General features: G+C 69.2%; 13 protein-coding genes and 3 pseudogenes. 7 read left to right on the forward strand and 9 right to left on the reverse strand.

All coding sequences use genetic code 11. The features are described from left to right. Nucleotides 1–115: 115 nt before the first annotated feature. The 3 genes from ACFWBQ_RS11585 to ACFWBQ_RS11595 all read left to right on the forward strand — a co-directional run bounded on the left by ACFWBQ_RS11585 (nt 116) and on the right by ACFWBQ_RS11595 (nt 2,386). Nucleotides 116–904: an N-acetylmuramoyl-L-alanine amidase gene (locus ACFWBQ_RS11585; protein ID WP_385486642.1), complete on the forward strand. Its 789-nt coding sequence runs from the start codon at nt 116–118 to the stop codon at nt 902–904. A gap of 202 nt (nt 905–1,106) precedes the next feature. Continuing rightward, a complete protein-coding gene (locus tag ACFWBQ_RS11590) occupies nt 1,107–1,499 on the forward strand; it encodes a hypothetical protein (protein WP_385486644.1) in 393 nt (130 codons plus the stop codon). Beyond that, a complete protein-coding gene (locus ACFWBQ_RS11595; RefSeq protein ID WP_385486646.1) occupies nt 1,439–2,386 on the forward strand; it encodes a hypothetical protein in 948 nt (315 codons plus the stop codon). Before ACFWBQ_RS11590 ends, ACFWBQ_RS11595 begins: the two co-directional genes overlap by 61 nt. 373 nt (nt 2,387–2,759) lie before the next feature. Here the strand turns inward: ACFWBQ_RS11595 and ACFWBQ_RS11600 are convergent, their stop codons facing one another. The 4 genes and pseudogenes from ACFWBQ_RS11600 to ACFWBQ_RS11615 all read right to left on the reverse strand — a co-directional run. Next, on the reverse strand, nt 2,760–2,966 hold the full coding sequence (locus ACFWBQ_RS11600) for a hypothetical protein (RefSeq protein WP_385486648.1): 207 nt from the start codon (nt 2,964–2,966) through the stop codon (nt 2,760–2,762). A gap of 242 nt (nt 2,967–3,208) precedes the next feature. Next, nucleotides 3,209–3,904, reverse strand: coding sequence for a restriction endonuclease (locus ACFWBQ_RS11605; RefSeq protein WP_385486650.1), 696 nt, complete (start codon nt 3,902–3,904; stop codon nt 3,209–3,211). A 556-nt stretch (nt 3,905–4,460) separates the two neighbouring features. Next, entirely contained in the window at nt 4,461–5,195 is a 735-nt protein-coding gene (locus ACFWBQ_RS11610; protein ID WP_385486652.1) for a dienelactone hydrolase family protein, read from the reverse strand. Between the two features lie 486 nt (nt 5,196–5,681). After that, nucleotides 5,682–5,840, reverse strand: a pseudogene (locus ACFWBQ_RS11615) (lamin tail domain-containing protein); the annotation flags it as partial. 6 nt (nt 5,841–5,846) lie between these two features. Here ACFWBQ_RS11615 and ACFWBQ_RS11620 point away from each other — a divergent pair. After that, a pseudogene (locus tag ACFWBQ_RS11620) lies at nt 5,847–6,391 on the forward strand (alanine--tRNA ligase-related protein); the annotation flags it as partial. A gap of 125 nt (nt 6,392–6,516) precedes the next feature. Here the strand turns inward: ACFWBQ_RS11620 and ACFWBQ_RS11625 are convergent. Continuing rightward, nucleotides 6,517–7,221: a DUF4386 domain-containing protein gene (locus ACFWBQ_RS11625; protein WP_385486654.1), complete on the reverse strand. Its 705-nt coding sequence runs from the start codon at nt 7,219–7,221 to the stop codon at nt 6,517–6,519. Between the two features lie 119 nt (nt 7,222–7,340). Between ACFWBQ_RS11625 and ACFWBQ_RS11630 the strand changes: the two genes are divergently transcribed. After that, on the forward strand, nt 7,341–8,024 hold the full coding sequence (locus ACFWBQ_RS11630) for a TetR/AcrR family transcriptional regulator C-terminal domain-containing protein (RefSeq protein ID WP_385486656.1): 684 nt from the start codon (nt 7,341–7,343) through the stop codon (nt 8,022–8,024). A gap of 279 nt (nt 8,025–8,303) precedes the next feature. Here ACFWBQ_RS11630 and ACFWBQ_RS11635 read toward each other — a convergent pair whose 3' ends face one another. Continuing rightward, nucleotides 8,304–8,621, reverse strand: a complete 318-nt coding sequence (locus tag ACFWBQ_RS11635) for a hypothetical protein (RefSeq protein ID WP_385486658.1) — start codon at nt 8,619–8,621, stop codon at nt 8,304–8,306. 877 nt (nt 8,622–9,498) lie between these two features. On the opposite strand from ACFWBQ_RS11635, the gene ACFWBQ_RS11640 reads away from it, so the two are divergent. Next, entirely contained in the window at nt 9,499–10,164 is a 666-nt protein-coding gene (locus ACFWBQ_RS11640; protein WP_385486660.1) for an aromatic acid exporter family protein, read from the forward strand. Between the two features lie 68 nt (nt 10,165–10,232). Beyond that, entirely contained in the window at nt 10,233–10,415 is a 183-nt protein-coding gene (locus ACFWBQ_RS11645) for a hypothetical protein (RefSeq protein ID WP_385486662.1), read from the forward strand. 13 nt (nt 10,416–10,428) lie between these two features. On the opposite strand, the gene ACFWBQ_RS11650 is transcribed toward ACFWBQ_RS11645, so the two are convergent. The 3 genes and pseudogenes from ACFWBQ_RS11650 to ACFWBQ_RS11660 all read right to left on the reverse strand — a co-directional run bounded on the left by ACFWBQ_RS11650 (nt 10,429) and on the right by ACFWBQ_RS11660 (nt 12,569). Beyond that, complete coding sequence (locus ACFWBQ_RS11650) at nt 10,429–10,770, reverse strand: SpoIIE family protein phosphatase (protein WP_385486664.1); 342 nt, start codon at nt 10,768–10,770, stop codon at nt 10,429–10,431. Nucleotides 10,771–11,226: 456 nt separating this feature from the next. Continuing rightward, a pseudogene (locus ACFWBQ_RS11655) lies at nt 11,227–11,542 on the reverse strand (transposase family protein); the annotation flags it as partial. A gap of 61 nt (nt 11,543–11,603) precedes the next feature. Next, nucleotides 11,604–12,569: a hypothetical protein gene (locus ACFWBQ_RS11660; protein WP_385486666.1), complete on the reverse strand. Its 966-nt coding sequence runs from the start codon at nt 12,567–12,569 to the stop codon at nt 11,604–11,606. Nucleotides 12,570–12,854 lie beyond the last annotated feature (285 nt).

The following is a 12,854-nucleotide window of genomic DNA, read 5'->3' on the forward strand; positions in this document are numbered from 1 at the left end:
GAAAGGCCTGCCACGCACCCCGACTGGGCGGGCCAGGCCAGGCCGACGGTCACGGGCGAGCAGTCACTCCCCCGCGGGTCACCGGCCCCGCCTCGGTGCCGGAGACCCGCGGGGGATGAGGATCGATGAGGTCGGCCTGCCGGCGCAGGTGCGGGGTGAAGGCCTCGAAACGCCGGCCCTTCCCAGTACGCCACTGCGGAACAAAGCAACTCAGCGGGAGCCCAACGTGACTCACGAACACGAGCCCAACGCCGAGGCCGAAGGCGGCCCGGAAAACGACCGGTCTCTCCCCGACGCCGCAGACGCTCCTGTCCACGCCACGGCCGAGGAGTCCGATGCCCCGCCGTGGTCTCAGGACGAGGAGCAGAGGCCGACTGCACGGATCCTCGTGGTGCAGATGGGCCATTGCTTCCGTACATCGGGTGCCACCGGCACACCAGGGGAACAGACGCTCGTGAAAGCGGTGGCCGATGCCTGTGCCGAGGAACTCGGAAAGCCCGGTCCGCCGGGCCGGGAGTTTTGGCACCTGCGGGTCATCAAAGCCGACGAGCCCGTGGAGCAGTACGCCGGCGACGCGTTCGTCGCCTTCCACTGCGACGGCTCGACCAATCAGAACGCGCGGGGGGCGAGCGTCGGCTACCGCAACGCCGCAGGGCAGTCTCTCGCTCAGGCATGGAAACATGCCTACGAACAGCACGGCTGGTCGGGCGGGTTTCGGGACGACAATTACACCGAGAACCTGAAGAAGTACTACGGCACGCGAATTGCCATCGAAGCCGGTAACCAGCGAGCGTTCATCGCCGAGTGCGGGTTCCTCACCAACCGGGACGACAAGGCTCTGCTGACCGGCCCGGGCGGCGTCAACCGCGTGGTACGCGCCCTGTTCGATGCGCTCGGTATCTGAATCCTGGTGAGTCTCAGCCGGACCGAGGGCGGCCGGTACGACTTCACCCGAGCCGGTATCGAAGCCACCGCAGCTGGCTCAGGCCAACTCTCCCGCCGCATTCATCTCGGCTCTACCCGCATTACGGACCTGGTCCGGGCGGACCTACCGTCAGCTCGAGAGCAAAGCCATCGCACATGGCGACTCTCTGCCAGCCAGCACGATGGCGACCACGCTCGGCCGCGCCACCCTGCCCCGCCAACAGTTCGTCCACGCCTTCGCCCGTGCCTGCGGCCTTGGTGAGGAGGAGATACGCCAGAGGCTCCAGACGCGCCGCCACATAGCCGCCAACGGGCCCGCGCCCACCCGTGACAAGGGCGGCAGCAAGGACGGGGACGACCGCGGTCCGGCCAGCGCCGTTCCGGTGTGGCTGAGGGAGATGGCCGCTGCCGACCCCAGCGTCCGGGACAAGGCCCTCGGCCACTTCTACAGTGCGGCCCACCACCAGGGCGACGTGTACGCCTGCACCACTGCGAGCTGCCGTTTCTCTTCGCATTGGCCGACGCCCCCGCGGCACCCGACCGCGCCTCGATCGTCGAGTTGCTGCTCAGCATAGGACGCGGATCCGTCGACCGCGACGACGACGGCATCCGCTTCGCACCGGACGGCACCATCTCGACGGCCTACGCGCACAGCGCGGCGGTGATGCGCGACCACGCCGATGCGTTCGTCTCCTACGCGGCCGACCCGGATCAAGGCGTGCGGCGTACCGCGATCGAGAGCCTGGGCCTCTTCCTCGATGACGCCGATCGCGCGGTCGACCTCCTCCGCGGCCGGCTTCCGGCTGAGGGCGAAATCGTGGAACGGCCTGTCGTCGTCCGGACGATGGCCGATCTGGCGCTGCGGCTGCCCTCCCCGCGGGCCGCCGCCACGGCCTGGCTCGACGCCCTGGCCGGCGACATCATGGCAAACCCCGACAGCCGGCTCGCCGCCCTTGTCCACCGCGCCCGTTGCGGCCCGGAGACCATCAGCGTCAGCACCGTGCCAACGGCAATCGACCTGCTGGGCCGGCTCACCCCCGCCCATCGGACAAGCACCGACGAGGAGGACTGCCGGGCCGGTTCCGGCGAGTGCGTGTGCGCCCCCGCCACCGACGCGGCGTCCCTGGGCACTCCGCCGCAGATAATCGCCGCGTTCGAAAATTTCGAACTGTCGAGCCCGCGCAACGATCAAGATCCGGCGCACTTCTTCCTGAACGGCTGGGCCAAGGTACTCAACCCTTCAGAGGTCGCGTCCTGGCTCGCATTCAGGGTGCTCAGCAAGTGGGCCCCGGACAACCATCTGACATCCGGTGTCTACGTCCACGGCGAGGCGGACGAATACTTTCGGACTCCGCCGCGACGCCTGGGAGGACGGCTGTCAGCGGCTGCGCAGCTTCGGGCTGATCCGCTTCGCCCGCGCCGTGACCAAAGCGGAGGCCCCCCAGGCCCTGAGTGCCGATAACCGATACGTGTGGGACCACCTGGTGGCCTCCTCCCGGAAGTGGTACGAGCCGTATCGCTATCAGGTGACAGACCGAGGGCTCGAACAGGATGCCGTGCAGGTGCGCAGGTGGGAACTCACCTTTCGGCGTTAGCAGCTCGATCAGGCGGCAACCAAGCCCCATGGTGCCTCCGCTGGATGAGGCGCGATGGGGTCGCTGGGCGCCAGGCGGGCGCCCAGCCAGACCGGTCAGGCCACCGCCCGGGCCACGCGTTCCGGCAGCGACAGCCGGGGCACTTCGGCCTGGGCGCCTCCTGCATTGCCCAGCCTTCGCACCCCTTCTTACGTGCGGAAGGGACAGCGGGCCAACCACTCCACGTCTGGCCGGGGTCTTTCAGCCGGAGCTGGAAACCCCCTGTACGAGCTGGGTCAAGACGTTCAGGATCCCCTGCCCAAGCTCCGTCGGAGCGAGCAGAATCCCGAGGGCCAGGACGATAACAACGGTGAACTTCTCGTCCAACCGGCTCCGCGCTTCGGTACGCCGGCGCAGCCGCATGACCACGATGAAAGCGAGCAGGACCGCCACGTTGATCGTCAACACCGAGTCAGTCCTCCAGTCGCAGCCACGTATCGCACCGACCTTCTGGTGTAGCGCGAACCTGTCGACGAAGCGGGCAGGTTCTCCCTCATTGGCGACAGGAGGACACCTTTCTGGCTGGATCCGTCGCCGCAAACCAGGTCAGGCATGGGCGGGAAGTCGGTACTCAACTCCAGCCGAATCCACTGGCCCACGTACTTGGCGAGTCGGCCCCCGGAGCACCGGCTGGGCACCAGAGCGGCCACTCACGAGAGCGAGGTCGGTCTGCGGGGAGGTGGCACCGCCCGCAGGAGCTCCCACAGGGGACGTGATCCGCCTGCCCACGCGGCCAGGGTGTGCCGATCGACCAGGTGCAGGCGCTGTGACTTGGCGAAGTCGGCGGCAGGCTTGGTGAAGCGGCCGTTGGTGACCAGGACGATGACGTCGCCCTTGTGTACGGGGCGTCCGGTGCCGTTCAGAACCTGCAGATCCGGCGTTCCGACGGCTGCGCCGGCGAGGCCGGCGCGGCGGTGTTTGCATTGGATGACCCAGCGGCGCCCGAAAGGGTCGGTGGCCTTGACGTCCGCGCCGTTGTCGCCGGCGCCGCCGACCTGGACGGCGTCCGGGCAGCCGTCGCGGAGCATCAGGTCACGTATCGCATGCTCGAACTGGCGGTGCTCCAACTGGTCCAGGCGATCCATCGGGTACCGCACCGCCTGCACCTGTGCTTGCCGCTGCAGTCCCTCCAGTACCCGGAGTCGGAACCGGAAGAAGGCTCCGGCCCCTGCTGTCACCAGAGCGAGAGGCAGGACCCAGGGGTGGGCGGCGAGCCAGTCCATCAGTGCGGAGACCAGCCACACGATGACCACGACGCCAAGCAGCACCTCGCCGCCGGTGTAAGCCTGTTTGCGTTTGCGTGACCGGGGCCGTCCGCGTCGCCAGGCCGGGCGGCTGCCTCTCATCAGCTGCTCCGGTCCCACGAGATCGGGTACGTCACCGTGGACCGCGGCCACGGCCGAGCCGGAGCCTTCCGCGTCTCGGGAAACCTGATCGGGTACGAGACCGTCGGCCGAGACCTCGGCCTGCTCGTCGACTTCTGCGTCCCGGGGAGCTTGGCCGGATACACGAACGTCGACGCCGGACCGGGCGACTTCCCCGGATCGTCGGCCGAACTCGATGGATTACCGAGCACCACAACGGCCAGCCCCACGATGGACAATTCCCGGCGCCCGCCCGCAGCCCCCCGAGAATGGGCTTTCACCCTCGTCCTGTCCCTGCGCACGTACTCCCGCACCCACGACACAACCAGCCCCCTCCCCCACCAAACCACGCCCCCTTGCGCAGCCGGACCATCAAAGCAGCCACCACTGACAACACGTCACCTGAAGATCACTTCCAGTCACACGGCCTGAAAAGACAACAAGGGGCTTCCGCCGGACGGTAGGGCAGCACATGGGAAAGCCCCGGCTGGTTGGGGGCGGCCAGCCGGAGCCTTCAGTTGGATTCCGGGGCCGAGGCTCAGCTGCGGGCCAGGGTGCGGCTGAGGAGGGGGAGCAGGCGGTCCCAGTGGCGCTGTAGTGCGGCGGGGTTGAAGGCGTCGGTGTCGGACATGGTGAAGCCGTGGACGGTGCCGGGGTAGATCTCGGAGGTGTAGCCAACACCCGCGGCGTCCAAGGCTTGGTTGAGCGCGCCGAGAGTCTCGGGCGTCATGTCGCCTTCGGCGTGGCCGAAGTGGACCTGGGCGGTGAGCTTGGCGAGGACGTCGGGCCCGTCGGCGCCCACGGGGCCGTGGAATCCGGCGACGGCGGCCACCTGGCCGGGATGGGCCGCGGCGGTGCGCATCGCCAGGAGGCCGCCTATGCAGTAGCCGGTCACCGCGACCGGTCCGGCGCCGACCTCGGGCTGGGCGGCCAGGAACCCGAGGTAGGCGTCGGCGTCGCTCAGGACACGTTCGGCGGTGTGCGCCTCGATCAAAGGCATCAGCTGGGCGAAGACCGCGGGCCGGGCCTCTTCTCCGATGTGCTCGGGAAGTTCGATCACCGGTGTAGGGCCGTGCCGGTAGAGGAAGTTGGGGACGACTACGTAGTACCCGTGCCCTGCCAGTTCGCGGGCCATCTCCCGCAGCACGGGCCGGATACCGAAGCCGTCCGGGTACATCAGCACCCCTGGGTGCCGCTCGCCACCTTCGGGAAAGGCGGCGAAAGCGTCGGCCTGGCCGTCCGCGGTGGGAATGTGCAGCATCTTGGTGGGCATGAGTTCTCCTGTCGTGGTTGACGTGTCGAGCTGTGATCAACACGGCAGGAGGCGGAGCCCGCGCAGCAGCGGCACATCCTCGATCCAACAGGGGGCCAGCACCGGCCCGTACGGCGCTCAGAGGAGCACCGGGTCACCAATCCGTGTGTGGCGCAATGCCGTCCCGGGAGTCATCGCCGCACAACGTAGCCCACCGGACAGGCTCGGTGCCAGTCACTACCGGTGCGACAGCCTCACCACGGCACGTCTGAGACCGGGACGAACCATCAATTCGTGGTGAGTACATTCCCGAAAGCTCGCACCGGACAGACCGGTGCGTGCACTCGGCGTCTGTGCGCGGGAAACCAGCCCCGCCTGGGCCGGGAGCGACTCCCGGGGAGCACTGCTTTGTTACAGACGAATCGAGGTCAGCCCTCTCGGACAGGCCGGCCCCGCTCCCTACTTGGGGCACAGCGGGCCGGCCCGCATGGAGAAACTGGGGTGTGGTCAGCGGCGGTAGTGGTTGCGCCCCCAAGCCTCGGTGTCCGCGGTGCGGCCGCGGGCATCGCGCAGGATCGCGGTGTCGGAAGTGTTGTCCCAGACGTAGGCGCGGCGGTCCTGGAAGAGGTCGGTGCGGGTGTCGCGGCCGATGCCGGTGTGGACACGGGGGGCGTGCTCCTTCCCCAGCGCAACGTCGACACCGGACTCGGCCTGGAGCGGCTGGCCTCACTCCTCCAGGCCAAGTCCTCCGTGTTCGAATGCGACGACTTCGACCCCTGGCGCCGTCTCGTGCCGACCCTGTGGCCCCTGGAAGAACCGTCGTTGCGTCTGGTCTGCGACACCTGCGCTTGGCCATCGTGGTGCTCGGCGACGGCGTGCGCCCGGCCGACACCGGACGGGGCTACGTGCTGCGCCGCCTGGCACGACGGGTGCTCACCGTGCTCTGGCGGGACAATCCCTCGCGGGGTGTCGAAGACCTGCCGGAAGAACTGGTCCAGCACACCCTGGACCAGTTCTTCCGGCAGGACATGCGCCCGGTCGACGTGCTCGGGATGTTGCTCGAGGAGGAGCGCCGGTTCAGTCGGCTCCTGGAGCGTGGCCGGCAGGTGCTCGCCCGACCCCGGTTCCAAGGCCCGCTGACCGAGGAGGACTTCCCCTACCTCCACGACACCCATGGTCTGCCACGCAACCTGGTCACGAGCCTTAGGCAAGAGTGAAGGCGCGGGGTGCAAGCGGGCCCGGCACAACAGGCAGCCATGCCACCGGGCCTGTGGAATGGTGACGCGCTTCGCGAGCTGAGCACTTCATCTGGTGAATGATGCCAACTGGAGTCGGGACGGCGTCACCGACAGGCACTTGCCGGATCAGCTACTTCTTCGTCTGCCCGGGACGCGGCACCTGAGCCGGGCCCGAACCCCCTGACGATCAACCACCCGGCCAGCCCCAGCTCCCAGGCGAACACCGGGAGCGCGGCGGCCGACCCCGCCACGGAGAGCTGCGCGTAAGCCCCGAACATCACGGCGACGGCCGAGGCACAGATCAGCGGCCCTCCGACCAGCCCGAGCACGGCAATGAAGCGCGGCACGAGCCGTGCGCGGTACGCCAGGTACGCAAGCAGGAAGGTATTCAGGCCGAGGGCGATGTTGGGCCCCAGCAGGAACGTCCAGTCGTGCACGGCGGCCAGCGCGACGTCGGCTCCGGCCGCCGCCCCCGCGTCCCGCCGCAGGGTGACGAGCGCCAGGACGGCGACGATCCCGAGGGCGATAACGGCCGCCTCCAGCAGCCGCCCGAAGGCGTACCCGAGCGCGAGCCCCTCACCGTGGCGCCGCAGGACCGGGAACAGCGCCGCCCCGGTACCGGCCACCGCCACCACCAGCACCACCTCGCAGAGCACCCCGAGCAGCGCCCGCGTGTCGGCGCCCTGCGCGAGCCGGCCGTCCGCCGCGCCCAGCAGGGGGCGGTACAGAACCGCCCCAGCTATCGCGGCGGCCTCGGTCAGCAGGAACAACGACCCGGCGGCCACCGCGGTTCTTCGGTCCGGACTCATCTTCTCGGTACCCCCAGCTCGATGGTGGTGTACGCCGTACACCTGGCAGCAACCATAGGTGTACGGCGTACACTCGTCAAGGAGAGGGCGCAGTCGAGGAGGAAAGGGGCCGAACCGGAATGACCCGGCAGGAAGCCACATACAGGCAACGGATCCCCCTGAACAGGGATCGCGTCCTGCGCGCCGCCGTCGCGCTCGCCGACGCCACCGGCATCGACGCGCTCAGCATGCGCAGGCTCGCGCAGGAGCTGGACGTCGTACCGATGGCCCTCTACAAGCACGTGGCCAACAAGGAGGAGCTGCTCGACGGCATGGCCGACGCCGTCGTCGGCGAGATCGACCCGCCGGCCGCGGGCCCCGACTGGCAGCGCGTGGTCCGCGGGCGGATCCTCGCGGCCCGGCGGGTCCTGCTGCGCCACCCCTGGGCGGCCCGGGTCATCGAGTCGCGGACCGGCCCCACCCCGGCCGTGCTGGCGTACCTGGACTCGATGGCCGGGAGCTTCCGGGACGGCGGCCTCTCCGCCGACCTCACGCACCACGTCATGCACGCGATGGGCAGCCGCCTGCTCGGCTTCAGCCAGGAACTGTTCGACACCTCGGGCCCCTCCGGCCCGCCGGACCCCGGGCTGGCGGCGCGCTACCCGCACATCGCGGAACTGGCCGCGACGGCCGCACACGACGGGGGCTCCACGGTCGGTGGCGGCTGCGACGACCAGTTCGAGTTCGAATTCGCCCTGGACCTCCTCCTGGACGGCTTCGAAAGCCTCCGCCGCCAGGGCTGGACGTCCGCGCGGAAGGCGTAGCGGGTGCGGGGGGCTGATCGAGCGTCGAAGGGAATGCCTCCGGCCTTGAGCTGCCTGTTCGCTCCGAGGGCGGACCGGAGGAAGATGCCTGCGGGCCAGGGCGGTCGATCTCGACACCCTCGGCCTCCCCGTGATGATCCGGCCATGGCGCTGACCGTGGGCACCTGTGCCTGGCCCGGCCGAACACATGTGGTCGCAGTGGCGGCCGTGGTGGCGCACCCGGACGCTACGGTGACGGGCCCCAGCTCGGAAGCCTCGACCGCCTAGAGGCGGGCGACCTCAGGACTGATCCTCGGCGCGCCCTGTCCCACGGTGGTGCGCAGGCCCGATTCCGGTGTCCTCGGACCCACGCCGGGCGCTCCGCTCAGTCGAGTCTCGGCCGGACGGCGAGGCGGTGGCGCCTCGGTCTGTCCGCTCGGGAGTGGCTGCCTTCATGTCGTCGTCCTTGACTGGTCCCGTCGCGCCGGCGGTCTTCGCCCCGCCCTTGCTCGACTTCTCCTTGCCCTGGACATCGCCGGACCGGCGTCGGCCCTCGTACGGTGGTACGGCCTTGCCCTCGGTGTCGATGTCGTCGGGTCCGTTCGCTCTGCTCGTCATGCTCTGCTCCCGGTGTGAGAGGGACCGAGTCGCGTCGCGCGACGCTCTTCCAGCCGGGCCGGCCGCGCGCGTCTTGGCCGTGGCCCGTACCTCGATCGTCACGCTCACCCGGGGTGACCGCATGTGGATCATGCGGTGTCCGGCCGGGGGCTGCCGACGGCGTAGCCGTTGGCTGAGGTGCGTCACGTCGTACGCCTGGAGCCGAAGGAGCAGGTCGCGCTCGATACGGTCGGGCCCCGCCGCGACCCCGCCGACAGACACGATCGAGGAGGGGCGGACCCGGCCCTTCTCGGCCTGACCGGATTCAGCCAGACACCGGTCAGGCCGGCCACCTCCAGCGCTCGGAGCCGGGCGGTGTCTGCTTCGATGGCCGCGGGATCGTCGGAGATGAGGTAGGCAGCTCCGGGACAGGTGACCAGATCGACGCGAGTGCGGAGAACTCAGCACCTTCGGACGCATTCCAGCAGTGGCCGCGCGGGCGGGCCCGTCTGCACGCATTCTCAGCGCAGCTGGGTGGGGCTGCTGGGCTCTGCGGGCCGGCTCCTATCCATCACTTTCCGGTGCGCCCGGTCCGTGCCTCTTCGGCCCCTTGCGGTGCATATTTTCTCCGCTCGGGGGCACCGAGGCAGAAGGCCGGCGAACGGTATACGCGGGCGGGGACCGCGCTGTGGGGAGTGGAACGGGTGGCACGGGTGGCACTGGACGAACTGTGGTTGGCTGCCGGGCGGTGGGCCGGACGGGAGTGGGCGGCGGTCCGGCGTTCCGTCCATAGCGCGTTCGAGGAGTCCGGGCCCGAACGGGACACCTCGTCCAGTCCCTCAAAGCAGCAGCAGCGATCATCGCCTGGGCCCTGAGCGGATGGTGGCTCCAGGCACCCATGGCGTTCCTGGCTCCCTGGACGGCGGTCGCTCTGGTCAGTGGCACCGTCTACCAATCGCTGCGCACGGGGCCGCAGCAATTCGCCATCATCGCCCTCGGCACGGTGTGGGCCTCGGCCGCCATGGCCATCACGCATGACCAGACCATGGCCGCCATGCTGCTCACCCTGCCGTTCATGACTCTGCTCGGAAACTACCGCCGATTCGGGAGCCAGGGCATCCTCGGGGCGAGCACGGCCCTTTTTGTGATCACCTACGGATCGTCCAGCGCTCCCACTGTCGGTCACCGGCTACTGGAGACACTGATCGGCGCGGTAGTGGGCATCACGGTCAACGCCCTCGTCCTGCCCCCGGTCCATCTGCGCAGCGTCCGTGATCGCCTGCGCCGACTCGCGCGGGAATCCGCAGACCTGCTCGACACCATGGCGCACGGCCTGCGCGAGGACAGGGCGTTGGAGAAGGCGGAGAACTGGCACGCCGAGGCGTCCCGTCTCACACTGTCCCTCCAGGGCGTGGCCGACGCCAGGCACTGGGCCGCGGAGGGAGCGCGCTGGAATCCGGGCGGACGACTGCGGCGGACGGGGCCCCCGCCCCCCACCCTTTGCGGAAGACATTCGCTGGGGCCGGATCTGCACCCGCATGCTCGCCGTCGCACGGACCCCTGAATGGAATCGGCGACGGCGATAAGGGCCTCCCCACGCCGTCCCCCTGCTTTCTCGTCGAACTGTCCGACGTGCTGGAGCAGGCCGCACGCGTATGCGCCGAGGAGACCGAGCCGCCGGTCCCCTCCCCCGCCACCGAGTGCCGCGAAGCGGCGTTCGACAAGGCATGGTGGTCCGCACACCGCACTCTCGCCGACAACTTCCAGCAACAAAAAGGAACAGCGGCCGCCGTCGGAGGCGAACTATTGCTGTAGACACGGCAGTTGCTTACGGAACTGGCGCCGCTGCCCTGAGCGGCACCAGCCACCCGTCCTCCATCGGGCCGACGATGCCGATTGCTCCAGCACTGACGCAAGCCCCTTCCCTCAGCAACCGCAGCAGGTCTGCGGTTTCCCGCGTCGCGACCTCGAAGTCGACACCGGGCTGCTCGACCAGACCATCGGTGTAGATCTGCAGCAGCGTCCCCGGTTCCAGCATCCGGCAGTGGTCGGCACGGGGGCGCAGGGCAATCGCCGGATGGATCAGCAGCCCGTGACCGGTGAGGCGCTCGACGCCGCCGTCCGGACTGATCAGGATCGGCGGCGGATGGCCGGCGTTCGTCCAGGTCATCTACCACGCCCCGGCAGTGCCGGAAGGCCGCAGGTGCGCGTGAACGAGAGTGCCGCTGGCGTCCACATTCAGCGCCGGGTTCGCGCGTTCGAGCGCGCCAATCACCGTAGCCGGTCCGCCGTCGGCATGATCGACATCCGCCTGGCACAGCATCTGCGGGTCAGGCCCAGCAAGGTCGTGGCGTGCATGTCATGGCCGGTGATGTCACCTGTGCTGCGCCCACCCTGGCGGTGTCCGCGAAGCCGGTGGTCCTACGGGTGGCTGGCGCCCGTACACACATTCGCCCGACGGGTTGGGCGCGGAGTCGTTCATCGTCGTCCTAGCATGTGTGGTCAGGCCGCCTGGCCGTAGTCGTCCGCGCCGGGCGGGCCGTCGCCGCAGCGGGCTGAAATCGACACCAGGTGCGGGTCGTACGCCTCGGGCTCAAGGCCGCATTTGTGGGTGGAGGTAGTTCTTGAGCGTGGTGTTCTTGGTGAACCGCTTGCGTGGCTGGAGCGCGAGCATCGACCCGAGGTGGTCGATGATGCGGTCCGCTGCCGACCTGGACATTCCGAACAGCGGGGCGAGCTGGCGCATCGTCAAGTCGTGCTCCAGTACGCCGTAACCAACAAGGCCCGGGCCTCCAGCGGAAGGCTCCATGGCCGTCCCTTGCGGACCGCATCAGCCCCCTTCCGCCGCAGCGCGGTCGCCAGCCTGCCGAACAAGCGCGCGCTCAACCCGGTGAACGGGGCTACCCAAGACGGGCTCCGACGCCGGGGATCACACCAGCCACTACAAGATCATCTCACCCTCGGCTGGGCGCTCAGGGGTTGGTTTTCGCCCGTCTGAGGCACTCAGTCCTCGAGCCGAATGGCAACCTCGGGCTGGGCATGGTTCTCGGCGACGGGGGTGTGCGGGCGGACGAGTGTCCGCATCATCGCCGCGCCTGCCACCACTGCGCAGAGATGCAGCACCACCGCGACGGTTGGGTTTTCCAGCGGCGCGACATCGGCCGGATCCGCCACCGCTACATACAGCATGAGGGGCAGCTTCCAGGCGCTCCATGCGAACAGTGAGCCCGATCCGACCCACCCGAACACCAGAGGGAGCCGGCGCGCCAACCCTGCAGGGCGCGCCCGGGCAACCGTCCAGACGGCGGCGGATCCGGCGAGTGCCCAGAACCCCCATACGGCGGCCAGCACGTAACCGTCGGTGTTCCGCTCGGTCGGGTGGGCGATCCCCAGGGTGCCTCCGGCCGCCCAGTAGAGCCAGACCAGGCCGACCGCGGCACCGACGACAGCCGCCCACGGCGGTGCCGTACGCGGACTGTCACCGAGGCGCCCGACGAATGCATCGGGCCAGCGGCGCCGCAAATACGCCGGGACGGCGAGAGCTAGCCCCAGCCCCATCCCCACGAAGCTGAACTGAACGAGTACGCCCTCCCAGAGAGGCATGGCCGGGTCGTCACCGCCGCCGCCCTGCGAGTCACCGCCCACCTTCAGGAGCGCACTGAAGAAAACGAAAGGCAGCACCGAGACGAGGAAGCCCGACCCCACCCACGAACAGAACGCGACCAGCGCCCCCGGCATCCGCATCCCCCATGGCCGCACCAGCGCGAGCGCCAGAGCGATCCCGATCACCGCCATACCGACCGTGACGATGTTGAGCACTATCCACTCCGCCAAGCCGAACCCATTGCCGACCGGTAGCACCCCCAGGAGGGACCCGACCACCCACGAGACTTTGATCAGCAAGTACGGCAACAGCGCCAGAGCTGCCCCATACGCCGCGTTCCGCCCGACCCGATCCCAGCGTTCCACCCGAACTTTCCTTCCATCAGCAGGAAACCCAGCCTCCGGCCTTACCGGCCCGGCCACATCCCCCGCCGGACGTATTCGCCTCCCCCACCCGGGGGAGGCGGCGGGTGGCAACTGAGTACCGAAGGACCACCACGACGAGTCCTCCCGCACAGCGCGGTGAGCCGGCCCTACGAGGAGTGCAACGTCGCCTCGTGAAGGAACTGAGCGCACGGCTCGCCGGCGCGAGAGGCACTCAGCCACTTCACCCGTAACCATCAACTACGGGACGGCTCTTACGACCTCGTG

The organism is Streptomyces sp. NPDC060035 (assembly GCF_042736635.1).
Taxonomy (GTDB): Bacteria; Actinomycetota; Actinomycetes; order Streptomycetales; family Streptomycetaceae; genus Streptomyces.